This window comes from Microbacterium oryzae, assembly GCF_009735645.1.
GTDB classification, from domain to species: Bacteria; Actinomycetota; Actinomycetes; order Actinomycetales; family Microbacteriaceae; genus Microbacterium; species Microbacterium oryzae.
In genome coordinates, this window is record NZ_CP032550.1 from 559,417 (window position 1) to 585,788 (window position 26,372).

Annotated in this window: 24 protein-coding genes and 1 tRNA gene; 19 read left to right on the forward strand and 6 right to left on the reverse strand. The window is 70.1% G+C overall.

Annotated features, from left to right (window positions below; genetic code table 11):
- Positions 1-14: 14 nt before the first annotated feature.
- Both D7D94_RS02545 and D7D94_RS02550 read left to right on the forward strand, forming a co-directional pair.
- Entirely contained in the window at positions 15-605 is a 591-nt protein-coding gene (locus tag D7D94_RS02545) for an ArsR/SmtB family transcription factor (RefSeq protein ID WP_156241072.1), read from the forward strand.
- Positions 602-838, forward strand: coding sequence for a hypothetical protein (locus tag D7D94_RS02550; protein ID WP_156241073.1), 237 nt, complete (start codon positions 602-604; stop codon positions 836-838). Before D7D94_RS02545 ends, D7D94_RS02550 begins: the two co-directional genes overlap by 4 nt.
- A gap of 9 nt (positions 839-847) precedes the next feature.
- On the opposite strand, the gene D7D94_RS02555 is transcribed toward D7D94_RS02550, so the two are convergent.
- Both D7D94_RS02555 and valS read right to left on the reverse strand, forming a co-directional pair.
- Positions 848-1,075, reverse strand: a complete 228-nt coding sequence (locus D7D94_RS02555; protein WP_156241074.1) for a hypothetical protein — start codon at positions 1,073-1,075, stop codon at positions 848-850.
- Positions 1,075-3,639, reverse strand: a complete 2,565-nt coding sequence (valS, locus tag D7D94_RS02560; protein WP_156241075.1) for a valine--tRNA ligase — start codon at positions 3,637-3,639, stop codon at positions 1,075-1,077. The genes D7D94_RS02555 and valS overlap by 1 nt, the downstream gene beginning before the upstream one ends.
- A gap of 283 nt (positions 3,640-3,922) precedes the next feature.
- Here valS and D7D94_RS02565 point away from each other — a divergent pair, with 283 nt between their 5' ends.
- The gene (locus D7D94_RS02565) at positions 3,923-4,750 is read left to right on the forward strand and encodes a type IV toxin-antitoxin system AbiEi family antitoxin domain-containing protein (protein WP_156241076.1); all 828 of its coding nucleotides are present in this window, start codon (positions 3,923-3,925) and stop codon (positions 4,748-4,750) included.
- 90 nt (positions 4,751-4,840) lie between these two features.
- Here the strand turns inward: D7D94_RS02565 and D7D94_RS02570 are convergent, their stop codons facing one another.
- A complete protein-coding gene (locus D7D94_RS02570; protein ID WP_156241077.1) occupies positions 4,841-5,497 on the reverse strand; it encodes a pentapeptide repeat-containing protein in 657 nt (218 codons plus the stop codon).
- A gap of 256 nt (positions 5,498-5,753) precedes the next feature.
- On the opposite strand from D7D94_RS02570, the gene ileS reads away from it, so the two are divergent.
- The 4 genes from ileS to ndk are packed head-to-tail and all read left to right on the forward strand — an operon-like array spanning position 5,754 to position 11,293.
- Entirely contained in the window at positions 5,754-9,083 is a 3,330-nt protein-coding gene (gene ileS / locus D7D94_RS02575; protein ID WP_156241078.1) for an isoleucine--tRNA ligase, read from the forward strand.
- Complete coding sequence (locus tag D7D94_RS02580) at positions 9,080-10,438, forward strand: bifunctional folylpolyglutamate synthase/dihydrofolate synthase (RefSeq protein WP_156241079.1); 1,359 nt, start codon at positions 9,080-9,082, stop codon at positions 10,436-10,438. Before ileS ends, D7D94_RS02580 begins: the two co-directional genes overlap by 4 nt.
- The gene (locus D7D94_RS02585; RefSeq protein WP_156241080.1) at positions 10,435-10,836 is read left to right on the forward strand and encodes a DUF4233 domain-containing protein; all 402 of its coding nucleotides are present in this window, start codon (positions 10,435-10,437) and stop codon (positions 10,834-10,836) included. The genes D7D94_RS02580 and D7D94_RS02585 overlap by 4 nt, the downstream gene beginning before the upstream one ends.
- A 43-nt stretch (positions 10,837-10,879) precedes the next feature.
- Complete coding sequence (gene ndk / locus D7D94_RS02590) at positions 10,880-11,293, forward strand: nucleoside-diphosphate kinase (protein WP_156241081.1); 414 nt, start codon at positions 10,880-10,882, stop codon at positions 11,291-11,293.
- 85 nt (positions 11,294-11,378) lie between these two features.
- Here ndk and D7D94_RS02595 read toward each other — a convergent pair whose 3' ends face one another.
- Complete coding sequence (locus D7D94_RS02595) at positions 11,379-11,975, reverse strand: vitamin K epoxide reductase family protein (RefSeq protein ID WP_156241082.1); 597 nt, start codon at positions 11,973-11,975, stop codon at positions 11,379-11,381.
- Between the two features lie 284 nt (positions 11,976-12,259).
- Between D7D94_RS02595 and D7D94_RS02600 the strand changes: the two genes are divergently transcribed.
- Positions 12,260-14,893, forward strand: a complete 2,634-nt coding sequence (locus tag D7D94_RS02600; RefSeq protein ID WP_246171851.1) for an Rne/Rng family ribonuclease — start codon at positions 12,260-12,262, stop codon at positions 14,891-14,893.
- Between the two features lie 18 nt (positions 14,894-14,911).
- Here the strand turns inward: D7D94_RS02600 and D7D94_RS02605 are convergent, their stop codons facing one another.
- Entirely contained in the window at positions 14,912-15,178 is a 267-nt protein-coding gene (locus D7D94_RS02605) for a DUF4031 domain-containing protein (protein ID WP_156241083.1), read from the reverse strand.
- Between the two features lie 235 nt (positions 15,179-15,413).
- Between D7D94_RS02605 and rplU the strand changes: the two genes are divergently transcribed.
- The 11 genes from rplU (at position 15,414) to D7D94_RS02660 (ending at position 24,994) form a co-directional block, all read left to right on the forward strand.
- Positions 15,414-15,722: a 50S ribosomal protein L21 gene (rplU, locus tag D7D94_RS02610; protein WP_156243281.1), complete on the forward strand. Its 309-nt coding sequence runs from the start codon at positions 15,414-15,416 to the stop codon at positions 15,720-15,722.
- A gap of 18 nt (positions 15,723-15,740) precedes the next feature.
- Positions 15,741-15,995 (forward strand): 50S ribosomal protein L27, encoded by a 255-nt coding sequence (gene rpmA / locus D7D94_RS02615; RefSeq protein ID WP_156241084.1) that lies wholly within the window; start codon positions 15,741-15,743, stop codon positions 15,993-15,995.
- A gap of 100 nt (positions 15,996-16,095) precedes the next feature.
- Entirely contained in the window at positions 16,096-17,595 is a 1,500-nt protein-coding gene (gene obgE, locus D7D94_RS02620; RefSeq protein WP_156241085.1) for a GTPase ObgE, read from the forward strand.
- Positions 17,592-18,416, forward strand: a complete 825-nt coding sequence (proB, locus tag D7D94_RS02625; RefSeq protein ID WP_156241086.1) for a glutamate 5-kinase — start codon at positions 17,592-17,594, stop codon at positions 18,414-18,416. Before obgE ends, proB begins: the two co-directional genes overlap by 4 nt.
- Positions 18,413-19,696 (forward strand): glutamate-5-semialdehyde dehydrogenase, encoded by a 1,284-nt coding sequence (locus D7D94_RS02630; protein WP_156241087.1) that lies wholly within the window; start codon positions 18,413-18,415, stop codon positions 19,694-19,696. The genes proB and D7D94_RS02630 overlap by 4 nt, the downstream gene beginning before the upstream one ends.
- Positions 19,697-19,740: 44 nt before the next feature.
- On the forward strand, positions 19,741-19,944 hold the full coding sequence (locus D7D94_RS14325) for a hypothetical protein (protein WP_156241088.1): 204 nt from the start codon (positions 19,741-19,743) through the stop codon (positions 19,942-19,944).
- Between the two features lie 10 nt (positions 19,945-19,954).
- Positions 19,955-20,554, forward strand: a complete 600-nt coding sequence (nadD, locus tag D7D94_RS02640) for a nicotinate-nucleotide adenylyltransferase (RefSeq protein WP_281349338.1) — start codon at positions 19,955-19,957, stop codon at positions 20,552-20,554.
- Positions 20,551-21,567 (forward strand): hypothetical protein, encoded by a 1,017-nt coding sequence (locus D7D94_RS02645; protein WP_156241089.1) that lies wholly within the window; start codon positions 20,551-20,553, stop codon positions 21,565-21,567. The genes nadD and D7D94_RS02645 overlap by 4 nt, the downstream gene beginning before the upstream one ends.
- The gene (gene rsfS / locus D7D94_RS02650) at positions 21,567-21,941 is read left to right on the forward strand and encodes a ribosome silencing factor (protein WP_425486977.1); all 375 of its coding nucleotides are present in this window, start codon (positions 21,567-21,569) and stop codon (positions 21,939-21,941) included. Before D7D94_RS02645 ends, rsfS begins: the two co-directional genes overlap by 1 nt.
- Before the next feature lie 72 nt (positions 21,942-22,013).
- A tRNA-Ala gene (locus D7D94_RS02655) sits at positions 22,014-22,089 on the forward strand.
- 328 nt (positions 22,090-22,417) lie between these two features.
- Positions 22,418-24,994 carry a hypothetical protein gene (locus D7D94_RS02660; protein WP_156241090.1) on the forward strand — a complete coding sequence of 859 codons (2,577 nt, stop codon included), beginning with the start codon at positions 22,418-22,420 and terminating at the stop codon, positions 24,992-24,994.
- A 307-nt stretch (positions 24,995-25,301) separates the two neighbouring features.
- Here D7D94_RS02660 and D7D94_RS14555 read toward each other — a convergent pair whose 3' ends face one another.
- A complete protein-coding gene (locus tag D7D94_RS14555) occupies positions 25,302-26,327 on the reverse strand; it encodes an alpha-L-rhamnosidase-related protein (protein ID WP_425486978.1) in 1,026 nt (341 codons plus the stop codon).
- Positions 26,328-26,372 lie beyond the last annotated feature (45 nt).

The window sequence follows — 26,372 nt, forward strand, 5'->3', positions numbered from 1 at the left end:
CTATGTTTGCAAACATGACGGAGGAATCCCCGACGACGCGCGTTCTCGATACCGGCGCATTGCGTGCACTCGCTCATCCGCTGCGCGTGCGGATCCTCGATCTGCTCAGCCAGGAGGGCCCGCAGACCGCCAGCACGCTGGCGGCCCTGACGGGGGAGTCATCCGGCTCGACGAGTTACCACCTGCGCATGCTCGCGCGGCACGACCTGGTCCGCGAGGTCGAGGGGCGGGCAGGGCGCGAGCGCTGGTGGGAGCGCCCACGCGGGCGGATCAGCTTCGGCGACGAGTCCGTGGGCGACTCGCCGGCCGCGCGCGCCGTGCTCCAGGTCGCAGTCGCCGAGTACCACCGGGCGCGGTTCCAGGAGATGTTCGACTACTTCACCCGCGGTGCCGATGCGGAGAGCGAGGAATGGCGCGACGCGAGCGTGTCATCGACCACGACCGCGCACCTGACCGCGGCGCAGATGCGCGAGCTGGCCGAGCGGATGGACGCCCTGTTCAGCGAGTACGCCGAGCGCTATCGAGGGCAGACGGGAGAGGACGTGCGCGCGGTGTCGCTGCGTGCGGACATGTTCCCGCTGCCGCGGAGAGGGGAGAGATCATGACGACGATGACGGCGACGTCGCTGCGCGAGGCGTCGTCGCTTCCGCCGCTGGGTGCGGGGGAGCGGCTCGCTCTGCGGATGGCCGACGCGCTGCAGGAGCACGTGCGTCGACGCGTGAGCGCGCGGGCGGTTCGGCTGGCCGCCGACCTCGCTCGCGAGGCCATCCTCGCCGAGAGCAGACGTGCGGGCGACCTCGCGGCCGCCCGCACGGGGTGGGGCCTCACCCGCGGGTGAAGGCCCCGCTCAGTCCTGGAACGGACGCGAGAAGGCGACGCCCCCGGCGTCGAGGAGCACCTCGAAGCCGGCGTCTAGCTCGGCGATCGGGCGCCCCTCGAGCCACGTGAGCGTCCAGGAGGCGCGCCCCGCGCCATCCGCCAGCTCGGCCTCGACGCGCGCGATCTCCGGGCGGAGCTCGGCGGGCACGCTGGCCGGCGGCGGGGAGCCGACCGACCAGCGCGTGCCGAGCTTCATCAGGCGTCCTCAGCCAGCGCGATGCTCGTGACGGCGAACGCGTCGCCCTCGACGATCTCGAGCTCCGCGATGCGTCCGACGGCCTTGAGGTCGTCCGCGGCGAGGCGGAGCGCCTCGATCTGGTCGGCCGGCGCGGCGATCGACGCCGCGGCCACCGCGGTCTTCTGCGATGCCTTCGCCTCGGTCTTCGCGCGGCGGATGCCGATGAGGGCCTGGCTGGCGACCGACAGGACGGCGGGGTCGCCGCCGAGACCGCTGGCCTCCGGCCATCCGGCCCGGTGGATCGAACCGCTCTCGAACCACGACCAGGCCTCCTCGGCGGCGAACACGACGACCGGCGCCAGGAGGCGCAGGAGCGTCGACAGCGCCGTGCGCAGGGCGACCGCGGCGGATGCGCCGGCGTCGCCGCCCGCGTACGCGCGCTCCTTCACGAGCTCGAGGTAGTCGTCGCAGAACGTCCAGAAGAACGACTCCGACACCTCCAGCGCGCGCGCGTGGTCGTAGCCGTCGAGCGCCTTGGTCGCCTGCGCCACGACGTCGTCGAGCGCGGCGAGCATCGACAGATCGAGCGCCTCGGTCACCGCGGCGCCCTCGGGCGCCTCGAAGCCGAGCACGAACTTCGCCGCGTTCAGGACCTTGATGGCGAGGCGACGGCCGATCTTGATCTGCGTCGGGTTCTGCGGGTCGAACGCCGCGTCCGTCCCGAGACGGCTGGAGGCCGCCCAGTACCGGACCGCGTCGGACCCGTGCTTGGCGAGGATGTCGGCGGGCGTGACGACGTTGCCCTTCGACTTCGACATCTTCTTGCGGTCGGGGTCGACGATGAAGCCGGAGATCGCGGCGTGCGCCCACGGCGTGCGGTCGTCCTCGAGGGCGCTGCGCAGCAGCGTCGAGAACAGCCACGTGCGGATGATGTCCTGGCCCTGCGGGCGCAGGTCGAACGGCGCGACGAGGTCCCAGAGGTCCGCGTCCCGCTGCCATCCGCCGGCGAGCTGCGGGGTGAGCGAGGAGGTGGCCCAGGTGTCGAACACGTCGGTCTCGGCCTCGAAGCCGCCGGCGACCCCGCGCTGGTCGGCGCGGTAGCCCGGGGGAACGTCGCTCGACGGGTCGACGGGCAGGGTCGCCGCGTCGGGCACGAGCACGCGGTCGTAGTCGCGCTCGCCGTTCTCGTCCAGGCCGTACCAGACGGGGATCGGCACGCCGAAGAAGCGCTGGCGCGAGACGAGCCAGTCGCCGGTGAGGCCGTTCACCCAGTTCTCGTACCGCACGCGCATGAACTCGGGGTGCCAGTCGATCTGCTGGCCGAGCTCGATGAGCTTGGCGCGCAACTCGGCGTCGCGGGCGCCGTTGCGGATGTACCACTGGCGCGTGGAGACGATCTCGAGCGGGCGGTCGCCCTTCTCGAAGAACTTCACCGGGTGGGTGAACGCGGCCGACACGTTCTCCAGCTCGCCGGACTCCTCCAGCAGCTCGACCATCCGCTTCTTGGCGCTGAAGACGGTCTTGCCCGCGAGCTCGGCGAAGGCGGCGCGGCCGGCCTCGGTCGTGATCGCCTCGGGGGCGTCGGCGACCACACGGCCGTCCTTGCCGATGATCGTGCGGTTCGGGAGGTCGAGCTCGCGCCACCAGATGATGTCGGTCACGTCGCCGAAGGTGCAGATCATGGCGATGCCCGAGCCCTTGTCGGGCTGGGCGAGCGGGTGCGGCAGCACCGGCACCTCGACGCCGAACACCGGGGTGGTCACTGTCGAGTGGAAGAAGGGCTGGTACCGCTCGTCGTCCGGGTGCGCGACGAGCGCGACGCATGCCGCGAGCAGCTCGGGACGCGTCGTCTCGATGTGGATGTCACCCGAGCCATCCGTCTTGTGGAACGCGAGCCGGTGGTACGACGCCTGCTGGTCGCGGTCCTCGAGCTCGGCCTGCGCGATCGCCGAGCGGAAGTCGACGTCCCACAGGGTGGGCGCGAGGTCCTGGTACGCCTCGCCGCGCTCGAGGTTGTGGAGGAACGCGAGCTGGCTCGTGCGGATGGTGTCGTCGGAGATCGTCCGGTACGTCTGCGTCCAGTCGACGGAGAGGCCGAGCGAGCGCCAGAGGTCCTCGAAGGTCTTCTCGTCCTCGACGGTGAGCTTCTCGCAGAGCTCGATGAAGTTGCGGCGGCTGACCGGGATCTGGTCCGCGGCCTTGATCGTCTTCGTCGTGCCCTCGAACGGGGGCGTGAAGTCGGGATCGTACGGCAGCGACGGGTCGCAGCGCACGCCGTAGTAGTTCTGCACGCGGCGCTCGGTGGGGAGGCCGTTGTCATCCCATCCGATCGGGTAGAACACGGTCTTGCCCAGCATGCGCTCGTAGCGCGCCTTCACGTCGGTGTGCGTGTACGAGAACACGTGCCCGATGTGCAGGCTGCCCGACGCGGTGGGAGGCGGCGTGTCGACGGAGAAGACGCCGGCGCGACCCTTCGCGCGAGCGGCGTCGCGGTCGAAGAGGTAGGTGCCCTGCTGCTCCCAGGTCTCACCCCACTTCGCTTCCAGACCCTCGAGTGCGGGCTTGTCGGGAATGGCGGCCATGGGATCTCCTCGCGCGCTATGTGCGGCACGGTGTCTGCGTGCCTGAGTGTGGGTGCCGGTCCAGTGTACCGGGGGCGGGCTGAGGGGCCGGGTGGGGCCAGCGCCGGAGATCCCGCGAGCGAAGGACGGCACAACTCGATCGGTCCGCTGCTGGCGAGATCTCCGGCGCTGGCGCGGGTGCAGGCCGTCCGACACCTCGTGCACCGGGGGCGTGGAGCGCGGCGCCGTCCACAGATCCGTCTCCCGCGTCCGCTGGCCACGGCCCGTCGTGCAGCGTGAAGGGATGGACCTCGATACCGCGCTCACTGCTCGCCACGGCGTGGCGCGAGTGAGCACGCTGCGTGCCGCAGGCGTGAGCGATCTGCACATCCGTCGGGCCGCTCGCACCGGCGCGCTCGTGCGCCCGCGTCGCGGCTGGGTGGCGTGGGCCGACGCCGACCCCGCCCTCATCGCCGCCGCCGAGATCGGGGCCGTGATCACGTGCATCTCGCAGGCGGCGCGCCTCAACCTGTGGACGATCGAGGACGGCGCGTGGCACCTGGGGATGGCCGCTCACGCGAAGCCGGCGAGGCGGACATCCGCGCACATCCACTGGGCTCTGCCGGCCGTGCCCCGGCACCCGGACGATCTCGTCGACCCGATCGAGAACGTGCTGGTGCTGACGGCGGCCTGCCAGCCGTATGAGAACGCGCTCGTCGTATGGGAGTCGGCGATGAAGCGGGGGCTCTTCGAACCCGCGGCGATGGAGCGGCTGCACCTGGGTCCCGCCGCCCGCCGGCTCCTGCATGAGGCGCTGCCGTTCGCGGACTCCGGGCTGGAGACGCTGGTCGTCCCGCGATTGCGCTGGCTGCGGCTCCCGCTGCGGCGGCAGGTGCACATCGCCGGGCATCGAGTGGACCTGCTCATCGGGGAGCGGCTGGTGTTGCAGATCGACGGCGGGCACCATGTCGGACCGCAGCGTGACCAGGACAACGCGCACGACGCGCAGCTGCGGCTCATGGGCTACCACGTCATCCGTGTCAGCTACGCGCAGATCGTCTTCGACTGGGCGAGCGTGCAGGACCTCATCGTGCGCGCGGTGGCGCAGGGACTCCACAGGGCCGCTCGGTGATTCGCGCCGAGGTGCGGTCCGCCGGAGATTCCGCGTATCTCGGAGGATTCACCGCGCACCCTCCGGCCCTCGCGGAATCTCCGGCCGCCGTCAGCCCTTCACGTCGATGCCCGCCGCCGCGGCAAAGGCCGGGGCGAGTGCGCGCACCTGGTCCTCCGTCAGCGTCGCGCCGCGCAGCGCGAGCGCGTCGAGGTACGACAGGGCGTCCAGCCCGCGGAGGTCCAGGTCGCTCGCCCGCATGCCGCGGGGGTCGACCTCGTCCGCGCGGCACCGCTCGAAGGCGACCCGCGTCAGCTGCGCGTGCGGCAAGTCGACGGCGCGGATGGCGCAGTCGGCGATGAGGACGTCCTCCACGCGCGCGGCGGCGAGAGACAGGTAGTCGACCCGCACGTCGCGCAGCTCGAGCTCGGCGATCCGCGCCTCGGCGAGGTCGAGGGTGCCGATCCGGCCGCCGGTGATCCGCACGCGACGGATGGTCGTGTCGCGGGCGACGACGGTGACGGCGCGGATGTCCGTCACCTCGACGTCGATGAGGGTCGCGCCGCGCAGAGCGAGGGTGTCGACGGCGGCGGATGGCACGACGCACTCCTCGAGGGACGCGTGCTCGAGATCCACCTCGCCCGCGAGTCCGGCCAGGCGCACCTGCCGGAGGTCGGCGTGCCGGCGGGGGAGGCCATCCTCGAGGTGCATCGGGAGGTCGGGGGAGCCGATGCGCGGCGCCGCAGGCCGCTCCTGCCTTCTCGCCATGCCCCGACCCTAGCCCGCACCCCGCACCCACGAGGGCGACGTCGCGGTACCATGGAGGCATCGGCACCGATCCGGCCATCACCGGGGAGCTCGCGGAAGAACGGGAACGCAAGGACCCCAGTAGAACCGCGCGGGGCAGGCCCGTCACAGCCGCAGTGAGAGTGGCGCCGCGTGCGGCGCACGCGGGGTGGTACCGCGGCTCCTGTCGTCGAGCAGGGGGTCGTCCTCGCAGTCCCTTAGGAACTGCTGGAGTGAGATGACCTACCCGAAGTCCTCGTTCGGTCCCGCCGCCGAGAAGCCCGCACCGGGCGCTGTCGTGCCGAGCCCGCGCTTCCCCGAGATCGAGCGCGAGATCCTCGACTTCTGGGCCGCGGACGACACGTTCCGCGCCTCCATCTCGCAGCGCGACGGCGCCGACGAGTGGGTGTTCTACGACGGCCCGCCGTTCGCCAACGGCCTGCCGCACTACGGCCACCTCCTGACCGGGTACGCGAAGGACCTGTTCCCGCGCTTCCAGACCATGCGCGGCAAGAAGGTCGACCGCGTCTTCGGCTGGGACACGCACGGGCTCCCGGCCGAGCTCGAGGCCATGAAGCAGCTCGGCATCACGGAGAAGCACGAGATCCTCGAGATGGGGATCGACGCGTTCAACGCCAAGGCGCGCGACTCGGTGCTGGCCTACACGCGCGAGTGGGAGGACTACGTCACCCGCCAGGCGCGCTGGGTGGACTTCGAACGCGGCTACAAGACGCTCGACGCCACGTACATGGAGAGCGTCCTGTGGGCGTTCAAGACCCTCTTCGACAAGGGCCTCGCGTACGAGGGCTACCGCGTGCTGCCCTACTGCTGGCGCGACCAGACCCCGCTCTCCAACCACGAGCTGCGAATGGACGACGACGTCTACAAGATGCGTCAGGACCCGTCGGTGACGGTCTCCTTCCCGCTCACCGGCGAGAAGGCCGCGGCTCTCGGCATCCAGGGCGCCCGTGCGCTCGCGTGGACGACGACGCCCTGGACCCTCCCGACCAACATGTCGCTCGCCGTCGGGCCGGAGATCGTCTACGCGGTCGTGCCCGTGGGCCCGAACGGCGCGGGTGAGGGCGCCGAGGGCGCCGAGTTCCTCCTCGCGGAGGACCTGCTCGCCGGGTACGCGAAGGACCTCGGCTACGAGGACGCGGCCGCCGCACGCGAGGCCGTGCGCCTCCGCGTCACGGGCGAGGAGCTGCGCGATGTGACCTTCGAGCGCCTGTGGGACTACTTCGCCGACACCGAGAAGTGGGGCACCGGAAACGCCTGGCGCATCCTCGTCGACGAGTACGTCACCACCGGCGATGGCACCGGCATCGTGCACCAGGCGCCCGCCTACGGTGAGGACGACAAGCGCCTGAATGACGCCGCCGGCATCCCGACCATCGTGTCGCTGGGCGACGACGGCCGCTTCCTCGACATGGTGCCCGATGTCGCGGGCGAGCTGTGGCTCGACGCCAACACGCCCCTCGTGCGGCTCCTCCGCCAGAACGGGCGCCTGCTGCGCCTGCAGTCGTACGAGCACTCGTACCCGCACTGCTGGCGCTGCCGGAACCCCCTCATCTACAAGGCGGTCTCGAGCTGGTTCATCCGCGTCACCGACGTGAAGGACCGTCTCGTCGAGCTCAACGAGCAGATCACCTGGGCGCCCGAGAACGTCAAGCACGGCCAGTTCGGCAAGTGGGTCGAGGGCGCGCGCGACTGGTCGATCAGCCGCAACCGCTTCTGGGGATCGCCGATCCCGGTGTGGAAGTCGGATGACCCGAACCACCCGCGCGTGGACGCCTACGGTTCGCTCGAAGAGCTCGAGCGCGACTTCGGCACGCTGCCCCGCAACGAGCAGGGCGAGGTCGACCTCCACCGCCCGTACATCGACGAGCTCACGCGCCCGAACCCCGACGACCCCACCGGGCAGAGCACGATGCGCCGCATCGAGGACGTGTTCGACGTCTGGTTCGACTCCGGCTCGATGCCGTTCGCACAGGTGCACTACCCGTTCGAGAACAAGGACTGGTTCGAGACGCACTCGCCGGCGGACTTCATCGTCGAGTACATCGGCCAGACCCGTGGCTGGTTCTACGTCATGCACGTGCTCTCCGGCGCGCTGTTCGACCGGCCGGCGTTCACGGGCGTCTCATGCCACGGCATCGTGCTCGGCAGCGACGGCCAGAAGATGTCGAAGTCGCTGCGCAACTACCCCGACGTGTCCGAGGTGCTCGAGCGCGACGGCTCCGACGCGATGCGCTGGTTCCTCATGTCGTCGAGCGTGCTGCGCGGCGGCAACCTCATCGTCACGGAGGAGGGCATCCGCTCGGGCGTGCGGGAGTTCCTCCTGCCCCTGTGGAACTCGTGGTACTTCTTCGCCACCTACGCGAACGCGGCGGGCGGTCCGGATGGCCGGGGTTACGAGGCCACGTGGCGCACGGATTCGACGGATGTGCTCGACCGCTACATCCTCGCGCTCACGGGCGACCTCGTGCGCGATGTCGCCGCCGACCTCGACGACCTCGACTCCACCACGGCCGCCGCGCGCCTGCGCGACTTCGCCGAAGTGCTGACGAACTGGTACATCCGCCGCTCGCGCGACCGCTTCTGGCAGGGCGTCGACGACGACCCGCGCAGCCGCGAGGCGTTCGACACCCTCTACACGGTGCTTGAGACGCTCGCGCGCGTCGCGGCGCCGCTCATCCCGCTCGTGGCGGAGCGGGTGTGGCAGGGCCTCACCGGCGGCCGCAGCGTGCACCTGGAGGACTGGCCCGACGCCGCCGCGTTCGCCGGCGCCGCCGACATCCGCGCCGCCATGGACGCCGTCCGCGAGGCGTCGAGCGTCGCGAACGCGCTGCGGAAGAAGGAGGGGCTCCGCGTGCGCCTGCCGCTGGCGAAGCTCACGGTGGTCACGGGCGGGGCGGAAGGCCTCGCGCAGTTCGACGACATCCTGCGGGAGGAGCTCAACGTCAAGTCCGTCGAGCTCGTCGAGCTCGGCGACGACACCGCCGCTCAGTACGGCATCTCGCACCGCCTCACCGTGAACGCCCGCGCGGCCGGTCCGCGCCTCGGCAAGCAGGTGCAGCAGGTCATCAAGGCGTCGAAGTCCGGCGACTGGTCCGAGCAGGATGGCGTCGTCACCGCGGGCGGAATCGCGCTCGAGGCGGGGGAGTACGAGCTCGCGCTCGACACCTCCGGGCGCCCGGAGGGCGAGGCCATCGCGACCCTGCCGTCGGGTGGCTTCGTGCTGCTGGAGACGACGACCACCCCGGAGCTCGAGGCCGAGGGGCTCGCCCGCGACATCGTGCGCGCCGTGCAGGACACGCGGAAGGCCGCCGGCTTCGAGGTCAGCGACCGCATCCGCCTGCAGCTCGCGTTCGCGTCCGACGCGGACGCCGAAGCGGTCCGCCTCGCCTGGGACGTCGCCGACGTCGCGGGGGAGACCCTGGCCGTCGAGCACAGCGTGACCGATGCGACCGACGAGGCGGAGCACACCGCGCAGGTGCCGGCCGGCACCTACGCCAACGCCGGCGACTTCACCGTCGCCGTCTCTCGAGTGGGGAGCGCCGCATGAGCGCGCAGGACACCGCCCGCGCCGATGCCGTCTACGACGCGCTGCTCGCGCGCGCCGGGGAGCAGTGGGTGCAGCCGCGCGTGGAGCGCACGGCGCGCATCCTCGAGCTGCTCGACGACCCGCAGCGCACGTTCCGGGTGGTGCACATCACGGGCACCAACGGCAAGACGTCGACCGCGCGCATCATCGAGAGCCTCGTGCGCGCGCACGGACTGCGGACGGGGCTCTTCACGAGCCCGCACCTCACGCGATTCACCGAGCGGATCCTCATCGACGGCGAGCCCATCGCCGACGCCGCCGTCGCCGACGCCTGGGACGAGATCGAGCCGTTCGTCGCCCTCGTCGACGCCGAGCTCGAGGCGAAGGGCGACGCGCCGCTGACGTTCTTCGAGCTGCTCACCGTGCTCGCGTTCGTCGCCTGCGCCGACGCGCCGGTCGACGTGCTCGTCCTCGAGGTGGGGATGGGCGGCGCCTGGGACTCGACGAACACCGCGGATGGCGATGTGGCGGTTCTCACGCCGATCGACATCGACCACGTGAACCGCCTCGGCTCCACCGTCGCCGAGATCGCGGAGGTCAAGGCCGGCATCATCAAGGACGGCGCGGTCGTCGTCTCCGCCGCCCAGCAGCCGGAGGCCGCGGCGGTCATCCGTCGCGCGGCAGCCGCCCGCGGTGCGACCGTCGTCACCGAGGGCGAGGAGTTCGCGCTCGTCGACGACCGACTCGCGGTGGGCGGCCAGCTCATAACCGTGAAGGGGCTCGCGGCGTCGTACACGGAGGAGTACCTGCCGCTCTACGGCCGCCACCAGGGTCAGAACGCCGCGGTCGCGATCGCCGCCGTCGAGGCGCTGATCGGCGCGGGATCGCAGGCCATCGCGCCCGAGATCATCACCGAGGGCCTCCAGCAGGCGACCTCGCCCGGGCGCCTGCAGCTCGTCGGCATCGAGCCGACCGTGCTCGTCGACGCCGCCCACAACCCGCACGGCGCGCGAGCGCTGGCGAGCGCCCTCACGGAGTCGTTCGACTTCGCCGAGTGGGGCATCGTCCTCGGCGTGCTCGACGACAAGGACGCCGCCGGCATCATCGCCGCGCTCGCCCCGGTCGCCGCGCACGTCTTCGCCACCGCGCCCTCGTCCGAGCGTGCCGGCGACGTCGAGCGCCTGGCCGACATCGTCGAGGCCGCCGGGTTGCGCGTGACCGTCCATCCGGGCGTCTACGACGCGACGGAGGCCGCGCGGGCCTGGGCGCAGCAGGGGGAGAAGCGCGCGGTCGCGATCGCGGGCTCCGTCGTGCTGGCGGGCGAGGCCATCCTGCTCGCACAGGAGGAGGAGTGGAAGCCGGTGACGGGCGAATGAGCGACGCGCAGCCGCGGCAGCCGCGCTACCGCACCCTCCCCGAGAAGGTCGGCTCGATCGTCCTCGCGTTCGAGGCGATCGTGGTGTTCCTCGCCGGCCTGTCGATCTTCGGTCTCAAGGCGCTGCCGGATGGCGTCCCGCAGTGGTGGGGCATCGTCGCGGGGGCCGTGATGGCCGTGCTCATGATCCTCACGAGCGGCCTGCTGCGGCACCGCTGGGGCCTCGCCCTCGGCTGGGTGCTGCAGATCATCACCGCCCTCGGCGCGTTCTTCGTCCCGGCCATCCTGTTCGTCACGCTCGTCTTCGGCGGCATGTGGGTGTATGCGACCATCGGAGGGGCGCGGATCGAACGGCGCATCTCCGCGCAGCGCGCCGCGGCGGCCGCGGAGACCGACTGACCGGACCATCCGTCCCTCCCCGTCCTGACAGAAAGGCACCCCCATGGCCACCGAAGAGACCCTCGTCCTCGTCAAGCCCGACGGCGTCGCCCGCGGCCTCACCGGCGCGATCCTCGCCCGCATCGAGGCGAAGGGCTACTCGCTCGTCGACCTCAAGCTCGTCGAGCCCAGCCGCGACCTGCTCGCCCGCCACTACGCCGAGCACGAGGGCAAGCCCTTCTACGAGCCCCTCCTGGAGTTCATGCTCTCCGGCCCGGTCGTCGCCATCCGCGTCGCCGGCAACCGCGTGATCGAGGGCTTCCGCTCGCTCGCCGGCACCACCGACCCGACGACCGCCGCGCCCGGCACCATCCGCGGCGACCTCGGTCGCGACTGGGGCGTCGCCGTGCAGCAGAACCTCGTGCACGGCTCCGACAGCCCGGAGTCCGCAGCGCGTGAGCTCGAGATCTGGTTCTAAGACTCAGCGAGCGAAGCGAGTCCAAACGCAGTGAGCCGCCCTCGGGAACTGTTCCCGGGGCGGCTCTCCGCATGTGACGGGGGTGTCAGAAGAGCATTCCCAGCACGTCCAGGCGCAGCTGCGCGAGCACCGCGATGATCGCGTAGCTGACCACTGCGAACACCGGCAGCCAGCCCATCAGGGTGTCGGCCGCGCGGCGCGCCCCGGCGGGCAGGGGGATGGCTCCGATCCGGATGGCGTGGAGCAGCACGGCGTAGAACGACGGGATGGTCACCGACCACGTCACCATGCACCAGGGGCAGAGCGTTCCGATGATGAAGATGCTCTGGAAGATGAGCCAGCACACGAAGGCGAACCCGAACGCCATCCCGAGGGTGAACAGCGCCCAGAACCAGCGGGCGAAGCGCGCGCCGGCGAGCACGGCCATCCCGACCACGATCGGGGCGATCCAGGCGCCGAGGCCGATGATCGGGTTGGGGAAGCCGAAGACGGCGCCCTGCCACGAGTCGAGGTTCTTCGCGCACTGCACGAGCGGGTTGAAGTCGCAGCCGAGCGCCGCGCCCGGATTCTGCAGGAGGTGGAACTTCTCCACCGTGAGCGAGAACGCCGCCCACCATCCGACGACGCCCGCGAGGACGAGCCAGATGGCCAGAGCGGTGGGGCGCGTGCGAGTCTCGGGCATGCCCGGATTATCGCATCGCGGCCTGAGTCGACCGCCGCGCCCGACGTCGCCGGGACCCCGAGCGTCACCTGGGTGCGGGTGAACGGCCGGTAGTGAGATAATGGTCGCGACGTGAACCCCGGCACGACCGGGGAGGCGTCGGACGATGAAGACTTCGGGGCGACGACTGCCCCGCGCGACCAGAGCGATGTGCCGGTCGCATGCCGATGGAGTTCGCGGCCGCGCAACGCGGGGCCGCACGAGATTCTCGGGCGGATTTCCGCCCCGCAGGGAGAACGCCAGCGATGGCTGAAGTGAACAACGACACAGACGGAACCTTCGACGTGAACGGAGGCGCCGCAGACGCCCCCGAGCCCACGGTCGACCAGACGAGCGAGACGCCCGTGGAGGGTGCCGAGGCGGCTGCCCAGGAGCAGCCCGCCGAGCAGGCGATCGAGGAGCAGCCCGCCGAGGAGGCGCCCGCCGAGCAGGCTGCTGACGAGCATCCCGCCGACGAGCAGCTGACGGATGGTGGTGCGTCTGCCCCCGAGCAGGTCGCGGATGGCGCTGCCTCGGCTCCCGAGGAGCAGCCCGCCGAGCAGGCGCCCGCCGAGGACGCCTCTCCGGACCAGCAGCAGCAGGTCGCTCAGGAGACTCCCGCGGCGGAGCAGCCCGCCGCTCCGGAGTCGGGCACCGAGGATGCTCCCGCGGCTGAGGAGCCCGCAGCGGCGGAGACCCCCGCCGAGGAGGCTGCTCCCGCCGAGCAGCAGCCCGCGACGGAGCAGGCTCAGCCCGAGCCCGAGCCCGAGCCGGTGACCGCCGTGAGCCTCGGCCTGCTGCCCGCCGAGTTCGTCTCGCGCGTGACGACCGACCTGCACTTCTACGCGCCGCAGGTCGCGCCGCTGCCCGCCCTTCCCGAGCCGGAGCCGGAGGACTCCTCCAACGGGCGCTCTTCGTCTTCGCGCCGGCGTCGCCGTCGCGGCGGACCCGAGGAGCCCGCGGAGCCCGTGGAGGAGCCGCGTCGTCGCCAGCGCGTCGTCGAGGTCATCACCGAGCCGCAGCGCATCAAGGGCTCTACGCGCCTGGAGGCGAAGAAGCAGCGTCGTCGCGACGGCCGTGAGGCCGGACGCCGTCGCCCCGTCGTCACCGAGGCGGAGTTCCTCGCGCGCCGCGAGGCCGTCGACCGTCAGATGATCGTGCGTTCGAAGAACGGCCGCATCCAGCTCGCCGTCCTCGAGGACAACGTGCTCGTCGAGCACTACGTCGCCCGCAACCAGGACGCGTCGCTCATCGGCAACGTGTACCTCGGCCGCGTGCAGAACGTGCTCCCCAGCATGGAGGCCGCGTTCGTCGACATCGGTCGTGGGCGCAACGCCGTGCTGTACTCCGGCGAGGTCGACTGGGACGCCGTGGAGACCGGCAACCAGCCTCGCCGCATCGAGCTCGCGCTCAAGCAGGGCGACCGCGTCCTCGTGCAGGTCACGAAGGACCCGGTCGGCCACAAGGGCGCGCGTCTGACGAGCCAGATCTCGCTCCCCGGCCGCTACCTCGTGTACGTGCCCGGCGGCGCCATGAACGGCATCTCGCGGAAGCTCCCCGACACCGAGCGCGCGCGCCTGAAGAAGATCCTCAAGGAGGTGCTCCCCGAGTCGTCGGGCGTCATCGTGCGCACCGCGGCCGAGGGTGCCACCGAGGACCAGCTGACGCGCGATGTGAACCGCCTCACCTCGCAGTGGGCGCACATCAACGAGCTCGTCCAGAAGGGCAGCGCTCCCGCGCTTCTGCACAGCGAGCCCGACCTGCTGGTGAAGATCATCCGCGACGTCTTCAACGAGGACTTCACGAAGCTCCTCATCCAGGGCGCCGAGGCGCAGCGCACGATCGTCGACTACCTCACGGGCGTCGCGCCCGACCTGCTCGACCGCGTCGAGCACTACGAGGGTGAGGGTGACCCCTTCGACGACTTCCGGATCACCGAGCAGATCGAGAAGGCGCTCGACCGCAAGGTCTGGCTGCCGTCCGGCGGCTCGCTCGTGATCGACCGCACCGAGGCGATGACCGTCGTCGACGTCAACACGGGCAAGTTCGTCGGCTCGGGCGGCAACCTCGAGGAGACGGTCACGAAGAACAACCTCGAGGCCGCCGAGGAGATCGTCCGTCAGCTGCGGCTGCGCGACATCGGCGGGATCATCGTCGTCGACTTCATCGACATGGTGCTCGAGTCGAACCGCGATCTCGTCCTCCGACGGCTCATCGAATGCCTGAGCCGCGACCGGACCAAGCACCAGGTCGCCGAGGTCACCTCGCTCGGCCTCGTGCAGATGACGCGCAAGAAGCTCGGGCTCGGCCTGCTCGAGACCTTCAGCGAGCCCTGCGAGGTTTGCGCCGGCCGCGGTGTCGTCGTCCACCACGACCCGGTGGTCAAGCACCGCTCGAGCGGCAGCGGCTCCACCGGATCCAACGGCTCGAACGGCGGCTCCAGCGGCCGTCGCTCGCGCGGCGGACAGGCGCCCGCCAGCTCGCCGGTGGCGCAGCAGGCGTCGACGGCCGCGCACGTCATCACGGATGGCGTGAAGTCGGCTCTCGCGCAGATCGCCGCGTCGACGATCGCGAAACCCGAGCACGCCGAGCACGACGAGCACGCTCCCGCGGAGAGCACGTCGGAGCTGCCCTCGCTGGGCATCGAGCTGCCCGAGGGCCCGCGCGGGGGAGCGCAGAGCGAGGAGCGGGAGCGTCCGCGCCGGCCGCGCAAGAAGCGTCAGGTCGAGAAGCCCGCGTCGGTCGCCCCCGCGTCGGAGGCCGCGCAGCTGCTCGACTCCGTGCTGGAGGCTCTTCCCGAGCCGAAGGCGCCGGGTCAGGGCCGCGCGCGTCGCCGCGTGACGACGGCGGCGCTCCTCGGCACCGCCGTGGACGTCAAGCGCAACCCCGAAGGGGAGTGAGCGGGCGCGCTCGAGACCTCAGCGTCGGTCTCGAGCGCGCACCCGCAGTCCCGAGGCGATCAGTGCGCGCGTGAGCTCATGCGCCGATACCGCCACCGCTCCGGCGGCGACGAGGCGCGGCAGCGCGTCCTCGGGGACGTCGTAGTGGTCGAGGTCGAAGGCTCGGCGGGGGATGGCGTTGGCCGAGGCGAACGCATGCAGCTCCGCCAGGCTCTCGTCGCTCACCAGGTGGGCCCAGAGGCGTCCGTGTGCGGGCCAGAGGGCCTGATCGACGAGAACGGTCATGACCGTCCAGCCTACGGACATCCGCCCTCAACGCGCCGATTCCGCCGCTTTTGGCGGACCGGCCTCGATGGGGTAAAGTATTCCTTTGGTGCGTCCCCTGTCGCGCGCTCTCCCACTGGCGGCGCGACGAAAGTCTTGCCCGAGACGCACCTCGCACACCCCGTGCGATACGCAAGCGAAGTCTTCCCGTGAGATTCGGAAGCCGCACGGCTTCCCCAATGAAACAGGTATGAACGTGGTCTACGCAGTTGTTCGCGCCGGTGGTCGGCAGGAGAAGGTCGAGGTCGGGACCATCGTGACTCTCGACCGGCTCAAGGCTGCCGAGGGTGAGACGATCGAGCTGCCCGCCGTCCTCTTCGTCGACGGCGACGCCGTGACGACCGACGCCGCCAAGCTGGCCGAGGTCAAGGTCACCGCCGAGGTCCTCAACGACCTCCGCGGCCCGAAGATCGTCATCCAGAAGTACAAGAACAAGACCGGCTACAAGAAGCGCCAGGGCCACCGTCAGGACCTCACGCGCGTCAAGATCACCGGCATCAAGTAAGCGGAAGAGGCTCCAGAGATGGCACATAAGAAGGGCGCAAGCTCCACCCGCAACGGCCGCGACTCGAACGCGCAGCGCCTCGGCGTCAAGCGCTTCGGCGGCCAGACCGTCAACGCCGGCGAGATCCTCGTCCGTCAGCGCGGAACGCACTTCCACCCGGGCGCCAACGTCGGCCGCGGTGGCGACGACACGCTGTTCGCCCTCGCTTCGGGCGCCGTGGAGTTCGGCACCAAGGGCGGCCGCAAGGTCGTCAACATCGTCGCGGGCGAGTAATCACCGCAGACGCATATGCATCTGGACGGGGCGGGCTTCGGCCCGCCCCGTCTTCTTTATCCCCGGGTCGCACCGGGATCTCCGAGAGGCTGGAACCGACATGGTCACGTTCGTCGATGAGGTGACGCTGCACCTGCGCGCGGGCAAGGGCGGGAACGGCTGCGTGTCGGTGCACCGCGAGAAGTTCAAGCCGCTGGGCGGTCCGGATGGCGGCAACGGCGGTGACGGCGGCGACATCGTGCTCGTCGCCGATCCGCAGACCACCACGCTGCTGAGCTACCACCACTCGCCCCACCGCTCGGCCGGCAACGGCGGGTTCGGGATGGGCGACCACCGCTCCGGCGCGCAGGGCGAGGACCTCGAGCTGGCGGTGCCCGTCGGCACCGTCGTGAAGGCGCCCGACGGCGAGGTGCTCGTCGACCTCATCGAGCCCGGCATGCGCTTCATCGCCGCGCCCGGCGGCCGCGGCGGCCTCGGAAACGCCGCTCTCGCCTCGCCCAAGCGCAAGGCTCCCGGCTTCGCGCTGCTCGGCACGCCCGGCTGGGAGGGCGACGTCGTCCTCGAGCTGAAGACCGTCGCCGACGTCGCGCTGGTCGGGTTCCCGTCGGCCGGCAAGTCCAGCCTCATCGCGGCGATCTCCGCCGCGCGCCCGAAGATCGCCGACTACCCGTTCACCACGCTGCACCCGAACCTCGGCGTCGTGCAGGCCGGCGACATCCGCTACACCGTCGCCGACGTCCCCGGCCTCATCGAGGGGGCGAGCGAGGGGCGCGGCCTCGGACTCGAGTTCCTCCGCCACGTCGAGCGCTGCACCGCGCTCGTCCACGTACTCGACTGCGCCACCCTCGAGCCCGGCCGCGACCCGCTCAGCGACCTCGAGACCATCCGTCACGAGCTCGAGAACTACCCGGTGGCGGATGGCCAGGTGCCGCTCCTCGAGCGCCCCCAGATCGTCGTGCTCAACAAGGTGGACGTTCCCGAGGCCCACGAGCTCGCGGAGTTCGTGCGTCCGGACCTCGAGGCGCTCGGCTACCGCGTCTTCGAGATCTCGACCGTGGCGCGCCGCGGTCTCCGCGAACTCACCTTCGCGCTCGGCGAGATCATCGACGAGCACCGCAGGAACGCTCCCGCTGAGCCGCCGCGCGAGCGGGTCGTCATCCGCCCCAAGGGCGCGGAGAAGGACTTCACCGTGCGGGTCGACGGCGGGACGTACGGCAACGTCTACCACGTGCTCGGCGAGAAGCCGCTGCGCTGGGTGCAGCAGACGGACTTCCAGAACGAGGAGGCCGTGGGCTTCCTCGCCGACCGCCTCGAGAAGTTGGGCGTCGAGAACGAGCTGTTCCGTCTCGGCGCGGTCGCGGGCTCGACGGTCGTCATCGGCGAGGACGGCATCGTCTTCGACTGGGAGCCCACGATCGCCTCGGCCGCCGAGCTCGTGCAGGCCCCCCGCGGTCTCGACGCGCGTCTCGACCCGAACCACCGCCGTACGACGTCGGAGCGCCGCGAGAAGTACTACGCCCGTCAGGACGCCCGCACCGCCGAGCGCGCCTTCGAGGAGGAGCGCCGCCTGGCCCGCCGAGACGAGGACGACGCGGAATGACCCTGCGGGACCGGAGCGAGCTGCCCGCCGCGCGGCGGATCGTCGTCAAGGTCGGCTCGTCGTCGATCAGCGGCGAGGCCGCCTGGCGGATCCCCGTGCTCGTCGAGGCCCTCGCGGCCGCGCACGCGCGCGGCGTCGAGGTGCTGCTGGTGTCGTCGGGCGCGATCGCGACGGGGATGCCGTTCCTGGATCTCGAGTCGCGCCCGCACGACCTCGCCACGCAGCAGGCGGCCGCGGCGGTCGGTCAGAACGTCCTCGTGTACCGCTATCAGGAGGCGCTGACGCCCTTCAAGATCGTCGCAGGCCAGGTGCTCCTCACCGCGCACGACATGGAGGATCCCACGCACCGCAGCAATGCGCGACGCGCGATCGAGCGCCTGCTCGGACTCGGCATCCTGCCGATCGTCAACGAGAACGACACCGTCGCCACGCACGAGATCCGCTTCGGCGACAACGACCGCCTCGCGGCGCTCGTCGCGCGCCTCGTCGGCGCCGACGCGCTGGTGCTCCTCAGCGACATCACGGCGCTCTACACGCGTCCGCCGGGGGAGCCCGGCGCCGAGCCGATCGCCGTGATCGAGGCCGACGACGACCTGTCGTCGTACGCCTTCGGGTCGAAGGTCGTCAACAGCGTCGGCACCGGCGGTGCGGCGACGAAGGCCTCGGCCGCGCGGCTGGCCTCCTCGGCGGGCATCGGCGTGCTCGTCACGAGCGCCGATCAGGTCGCCGAGGCGCTCTCGGGAGCCGCCATCGGAACCTGGTTCGCGCCATCCGATCGCCGCCCGGCGCTGACGGGACCGCTCGCTACACTGGGCGGATGACCACAGACGCCCTTCTCGCCTCAGACACCGCGGTGGACGCCCCCGAGGATCGCCTGCGCCGCGCGAAGGTGGCGTCGCGCTCCGTCGCACGGCTGACCAGCGACGAGAAGCGCGCCGCGCTGCACGCAATCGCGGACGCGCTCGTGGTGCATCGCGAGCGCATCGTCGCCGCGAACGCCGACGATCTGCGCCGCGGTGAGGAGCAGGGGATCGGGGCGTCGCTGCTCGACCGCCTGCGTCTGGACGCCGGCCGCATCGAGGCGCTCGCCTCCGCCGTGCGGCAGGTCGCGGCCCTGCCCGACCCGGTCGGGCAGCTCGTGCGCGGCCAGCGGATGTACAACGGCGTCATGCTCGAGCAGCGCCGCGTGCCGTTCGGCGTCGTGGGGGTCATCTATGAGGCGCGTCCGAACGTCACCGTCGACATCGCCGCGCTCGCCCTGCAGTCGGGCAACGCCGTCGTCCTCCGCGGCGGCAGTGCTGCGCGCTCGTCGAACACCGTGCTCGTGGACGTCATGCGCGGCGCGCTCGAAGCGCAGGGGGTCGCTCCCGACGCCGTGCAGACCGTCGACGACTTCGGGCGCGACGGCGCGCGTGCGCTCATGCGCGGTCGCGGCCTCGTCGACGTGCTCGTGCCGCGGGGGAGCGCGAACCTCATCGAGACGGTCGTCACGGAGTCGATCGTGCCCGTCATCGAGACCGGCGCCGGCAATGTGCACGTGGTGCTCGACGAGAGCGCGCCGGACGACTGGGCGCGCGACATCGTCGTGAACGCCAAGGTGCAGCGGCCGTCGGTGTGCAACGCCGCCGAGACCGTGCTCGTCGTGCGCTCGGCCGCCGAGCGCCTCGTGCCGGCCGTCGTCGCGGCCCTTCAACACGAGGGGGTGACCGTGCACGGCGACGACGCCGTCGCGTCGCTGGCATCGGATGTCGTCCCCGCGACCGAGGAGGACTGGGAGACCGAGTACCTCAGCCTCGACATCGCCATGCGCGTCGTCGACACTCTCGACGACGCGATCGCGCACATCCGCCGCTACAGCACCGGTCACACCGAGTCGATCGTGACCGCCGATGCGCGCAACGCCGAGCGCTTCCTTGACGAGGTCGATTCCGCTGCCGTGTTCGCGAACGCCTCCACGCGCTTCACGGATGGCTCGGAGTTCGGCTTCGGCGCGGAGGTGGGCATCTCCACGCAGAAGCTGCACGCCCGCGGGCCGATGGGTCTTCCCGAGCTGACCAGCACCAAATGGATCGGGCGTGGCTCCGGTCAGGTGCGCGGCTGACGGTAAGCTGGAACGGTTCGCCCGCCCCGAGAACGGAAGCTCAAATGGACCTCGCCACCGCGATCTCGACCCTCGCCGCTGAATCCGAGCACGGCAACGTCGCTCTGGAGACGTTCCCCTACGGCCTCCTGGCATTCGGGGTCTTCGGCGTGCTCGCGCTCATCATGGCGTCGTACCGCAACGTGGCCAACCGCCACGTGGGTGCCGACGGCCACGCGTCGAGCCAGGCAGACGGCGCAGGCCACTAGGTCTCGGACGGTGACGACCTCGACGCGCGCTCCGCGGATCGGCGTGATGGGCGGGACATTCGACCCCATCCATCACGGCCACCTGGTGGCGGCGAGCGAGGTCGCGACCTCGTTCGATCTCGACGAGGTCGTCTTCGTGCCCACGGGACAGCCGTGGCAGAAGGAGAAGGTCTCCGCCGCGCAGGCGCGCTACGAGATGACGGTCATCGCCACCGCCTCGAACCCACGCTTCACGGTCAGCCGGGTGGACATCGATCGCGGCGGGCTGACCTACACGGTCGACACCCTGCGCGACCTGCAGGCGGAACGGCCGGACGCGGAGCTGTTCTTCATCTCCGGCGCGGACGCCGTGGCGCAGATTCTCAGCTGGCGGGACCATCATGAACTGTGGGAGCTGGCCCACTTCGTCGCCGTCTCGCGTCCCGGTCACGTGCTGAGCACGGACGGACTGCCGGGAGGTGTCGTGAGCAGCCTCGAGATCCCCGCGCTGGCGATCTCCTCCACCGATTGCCGCGACCGCGTGAGCCGCGATCTTCCCGTCTGGTACCTCGTGCCGGATGGCGTGGTGCAGTACATCGCGAAGCATCATCTGTATCGGAGCAAGTCATGAGCACATCAGACGGTCGTCCGCTCACACGACGTCAGCTGCGTGAGCTGCGCCAGACCGGACAGCACCCGATCATCCCCGCCGAGGACGTCGCCGCGTCCGCAGAGGAGGACGACGAGAGCGAGCATGAGGTCGTCGCGCCCGACGCACCGGAGCGCGACGACGAGGTGAGCGAGCTCGTGGAGAGCGAGGCCGACGAGCCAGCAGCCGCGTCGGAGGAGCCGACGGGGGAGGTCGTCGAGGACCCGGTCGCCGCGGAGACGACCGATCCGCACTCGGCCGACCCCGGCCATCCGCGCCTCACCCGTCGTCAGCTGCGCGAGCAGGAGCGGCTGCGCACCGACGCGCTCGCGACCATCCCGGCAGTCGACGGCGACGACGACGAGCCGATCGAGGCGACCATCGTCACCGACGAGGTGCCGCAGGCCGCCGAGCCGATCGAGGCGCAGGACGCGCCGGAGGCGCCCGTCGAAGCGGAGGAGTCGCCGGCGCTCGTGCGCGAGGCGGAGGCTCCTCGCGCCACCCTGCGACCGGGCTTCGGCGAGAACATCGCGATCGACGAGGTCACGCATTCGCCGGCGTCGTTCGACGAGCTCCTCACGCACCCGCACGAGACGAGCGGGTCGGCATCGGCGCCGAGCACCCTCATCCTCGATGAGATCCCGGCGACCGCCGCGCTCAGCGCGCCGATCACCGCCACCGGCGAGCTGCTCATCACGAGCTCGCACAAGCTGCCCGAGGGCTTCGGCTCCAGCGGGGCAGCTCGGGGCACGACCGACGGCCGCGAGGTCGACGCCGTGCTTCTCGACGGGGAGCTCCCGCTCTCGTCGTCGCCGACGCCGATCGCCGCCAGCAGTGCGGTGTCGACGTCCAAGAGCCCGGGAGAGGTCATCCGGCCTCCCGTTCCCGAGAAGAATCAGAAGCTCGTGCTGACGCTCGGCATCACCGCTGCGGGCCTCGGCATCGTCGTGGTCGGTGCGGTCGTCATCGCATGGACCACAGGAGTATTCGGATAATGGCAACACAGTCGTCCATCGACATGCTGCAGATCGCCGCGGCCGCGGCCGATGGCAAGGGCGCAGAGGACCAGGTGGCGCTCGACGTCTCCGAGCCGCTGCCGCTCGTGGACATCTTCCTCATGGCGACGGGGCGCAGCGAGCGCAACGTCGCCGCGATCGCCGACGCGATCGAGGAGAAGCTCCTCGAGGCCGGGCACAAGTGCCTGCGCCGTGAAGGACGCACGGAGGCGCGCTGGATCCTCCTCGACTTCGGCGATCTCGTCGCGCACGTCTTCCACCAGGAGGAGCGCTCGTTCTACGCGCTCGAGCGTCTGTGGAAGGACTGCCCGGTCGTTCCCATCGACCTGCCCGCGACGCGCCCGGCGGACTGAGCGGATTTCACCGCTCCGACACCGTCGTGTAAGCTAAAGGAGTTGTCCGGGGCTTCTACCCGGACAACATCTGGGCCTGTGGCGCAGCTGGTAGCGCACCTGCATGGCATGCAGGGGGTCAGGGGTTCGAGTCCCCTCAGGTCCACCATCAGAACCCCCGCTTCGGCGGGGGTTTTCTCGTTTCGGGGCATGCTGGGCTGAGGTTTAGCGAGAGCGAGATCGCGCCGGCCGCGCGTCGGTCGCATCTCACCTCAAGCACGGTCCGCGAACGCAGTGGCGTTGCGGACTCAGCGCTGAGGATCCGTGCGCACTCAGGGAACTCATCGTGCGCGGTTCCGTGTCGGCCAGCCAACCCCTCGTGCGAGTCGATCCGATCGACTCCGCCGTGTCGGCTATTCTCAGGGCTGAGAGGCCCCGGGGCGACATCTCATCACGTCACGTCATGCATTGAGACTTGAGGCCGAGGGTGGGGACCTATGACCGCGTCGCGTGCCGAGGAGAGCCGAGCGTTCAGAGACACTCTGCCGTCGATAACTGCTGTCGTGCTCAAGGGCATCGCTTTGCTGATCGGTGCGGTACTCATCGTCGCGGGCACGGGAGTCGTGTCGGCGTTCGCATCTTGGCGCTTGGCACCGCTGTCCGCGAGCGTCGGCGACGACGCCGCGGCCGGAATCGCCAATGGCATGGATCGCTTGGCGATGGTCTCGGTCGACGTCGGGACGACGGTGGACGTGCAGCTCGACCTTGAGGTCGACAGCGACGACCCCGTTCTCGAGGATTCCGCGCAACGCGCGCTGCTCGAAAGCCCGTTCCTGATCTTGAGCGCGACGGGCAACGTCGAACTCGACAGCGCGGGCGGGTTCGTGGATCTCCGTCCGACCGCGATCACAACCACAACGACCTCTGACTCCGCGGTGCTGTCGCTGCGCCTTGTCTCCGATGAACTCGACCCGGCGACCGGTCCGTACATCCTGCGCTACACCGCACCCTTCTCCTCCGAGGCTCACGTCGTGCTTCACACCAGCGATGAGTGGCTCGTCACGAGCGCACTGCCACGCACCCTCATCGAAGAGCAGACGGACTCCTCGGCGACGAGCGTCCGACTCCCATCTAATTCCATCGATCAAGAGGTCCAGTTCGGATTCAGCGCCAGCTCTGTTCTGGCCGGGGACTGGCGCCAGGCGTCGGGCACCGGTCACTCCGTGGATGCGACCGGAGCGGCGGCACTGTTCTGGACGTTCTTCGCCTGGGCAGGTTTCTACCTGTGGCTCTTGCGGGACAGGAGAGGGCGCTCCGCCATTCGCGGATACGTCCCGACCGCTTGGAAAGACCTCGGTCCGCTGATCGGCGCGCTGGCGTTGTTCAGCCTCGCCCGGCTTCTCGGAGAAGTCGGCAACTGGCTCGCCAGCTGGCAGCGCTCTGTGCCGACGGATCGAGTGCCCACCGATGCTGAGGAGCTCATGCTGCTCCTCGGCCGGGGAGCCCCGCCTGTGGCGATTTTCACGCTTGCTTTCGCATGGGCTTGGAGCCTCATCTTTCGACGGCGCCAAGCTCGGGTTGCCTCACGCTGGTGGGCGATCGGCATCGCTCTGGCCTGCGCAGCCACCACAGCGACGATCCTTCTCGTGCTCCTGGCGACGCCGCTCGAGTGGGATATCGGCAGCTCGACATCGTCCCCGTCCTTGAGCCGCGCGGTTTTCGTGGCGGCCGTCGGGTCGCTCGTTATCGGCGCTGGCCTCGTGATCAAGACGATGTCTGGCAGGTACGCAGTCACCGGCGCTTTCGCGACCGTGGTCTTGGGGATGGCCTTCGCAGGGCTCTCCTCGGTGTATCGGATTGAGTGGGTCGGTGTGGCGACCCACGTGCTCGTGGTATTCGTCGTGGTGTTCGCACTTTGCGCGCTGGTCAACGCCGTGGCGTGCAGCATCGGCAGCGCCGACCGCGTCGTTCGCTTGTGGTCGATGCTGGCGACCGCCGCGATCGTCGCGGTCACCACCGGGCCACGAGTCTTCGCTGCCTATGATTCGGTCGGTCTGTCCGAGGCGAGCTCGCTGCTGTATCTCTTTGTCGACCCGATCCTGATCGCCCTCTCGACGCTCCTCGTAGTCGGCGTGACGCGCGTGCGTCCGGAGCTTCCCGCCTGGACGTACCGTGCGTTGTTCTTCATTGCCGCGGTGTTCTTCTTCCGATTCTCGACCTTTGCGGCGATCCCGCTCTCGCTCGTCATCGGTTGTGTGCTGCTGCGAACGGTACTCCTGCGCCGCGACGCCACGAGCCGTTGGTTCCTCCGCAGTGAGCCCGCTCTCGCCTCGTCGGTTCGGGATTTCATCCGAGACGTCGGCAGGCGGAGGATGGACCGCGACTTCGCGGATGGGCTGCGCAAGAAGGTCGCCAAGGGCGACGTACCCAGCGACGACCTCGACAAGACGAAAGAAGCTATCGCTCGCGTCCACTACGAACCGGTCGCCATGAACTCTGCTGCGATGAACGCCGGCGGCATCCCGGGCGGAGCCCTGCGTCGAGCCGCGTTTGGCGCCGCCGTAGCAACCGTGGCCGGCGCACCGTTCGCGCTCGACTCGATCAGCTACATCCTGGGTGTAGCTGACGACGCCAACGGGCCGTTCGTTCTGGTCGCCCTCCTCGGGGCGCTTCTGGGGCTGCGTTTTCCCCTCTACGGCTTCGCATTCGGGTTCCTTTTCCCTGCTCTGCGCGGAAACCGCGGCCTGACCAAAGCCCTCGTCGCCGCGATGGTCCTGGTCATCACCGAAGCCATCGTGCTGCTCATTCCGTTCGCGTGGGATGCGAGCCTGCAGAGCACCCTGCTGCTGCGCGTGGTGCAGTTGCTCACGGTGTTCTTAGCGCTCGGATTCGCGTTCGACCTTCGATCTCTCAAGTCCGCAGGCCTGGGCCTCGATCGCGTGGGCGACGTGTACAGCGTGAACCGATTGGTCGTATGGAGCTCGGGACTGCTCGTCGCGGCCGCTGCTGCGTTCGCCACTTCATTGCTCGACACCGCGGCGGGAAGCCTCCTCGCACTCATCACGGGTCGCTAGTGCCCGTATGTTGTCGGCGGCGCTCGAAAAGTGAACACTCAACGATCGGATAGTGATCACTTGAAAGGAATGTGCTCTGATTCGCGGGCTCGTTGCGGAGCGCGTGTCGAAGGCGGCGATCGCGAAGCGGCTGGCGGTGTCGCGAACGACGGTCTAAGCGGCACCGAAGACCAGGAGGGCCTTACCCTCCAGGGTCGGGTCCGCGACCACCGAGTGCTTGATTCTCCTCTTGCCGACGTCGCATCGGCCGTTATATCGACAGTATTGGGACTGATATCAGACCGGGATGGTCCGCGCGTCCTTAAGGTCACTCTCGAGCTCGGCCGATACCCCAGGCATGTGCTGAAGCACGACGTTCAGCGACATGACGGCCGCTTCCGGCGCTGACGCGTCCAGAGGCAGACCGGGAAATAGCGTTGTGGCACGTCCGAAACCGCCTGCCACTTGGTTGCATCCTTAGCCACCTCGCCGACCGGCGAGTCCATGGTGACTTCAGCTGCGGGGCGATCCGTACCGGGAGTAGCCGGGTTCGAGGCGCGGCAACCCTCCGACCACGCGACGATGCCAGTCGGCGACGGCGCCGAGCGCGTGATGGTCGAGCGATGTCATGCCGTTGGCGTTTACGGTACCGTCCGGAAGAACGGAGTCCCAGCGCTCCCATATCGTGGTCGCCCATCGTTACGGAGTAGAGGAAGGACAAGCCCGCCTCCTCGAGGACGAGGGAGTGCGCGGTGTCGCTATGGTCGGTGCTACTCAGCGCCTCGGCGACCAGCCGGGTTCCGGCGAAGCCCGTGGAGATCCGGTATCCGCGCTTGGCGACGATGTCCGCGAGCCGATCGCCTGCCTTCCGCAACTGCTCGTCGAAGAGGGTTCCGAAGGCGTTCGCGAGGACGTACGCCGTCGCGGATGCATTGACGAGCCTGCCCAATGCCGTGATGTACTCGCGGCGGAAGGCGGCCAGCACGCGCGCGGCGAGAGCGGAGAAGTCGGCGGCATCCTCCTCCTGTCCCAGCAGCTCGGCGGTGGCCGCCATCTCGCGGGTGGTCTTGCATAGGAAAGCGGTCGCGACCAGATGCGGATGAGTCTTCGCGGCGGCGAGGTTGCTTGCCGGGGCGTCAGGGTCCAGCCAGTCGCCGAGCTGGAAGCCGCTGCTCCACAGCCCAGCGTCATCGAGGAGGTCCGACACCCGGCGGATGAGGGAAGTCATGGAGCCGTCGCTGTCGCGGAGGATGGCGAGATCCCCGTACTCCTGGTACGGCGTCCAGGAGAGGCTGACCGCGACATCGTTCCAGAGCGCTGTCGGGGACGATGGCTGGGACAGGGCGTCCGGCACCACTCAGGCGACAAAGCCCTTCTTGGCCTGCTCCGCGGCGAGGTC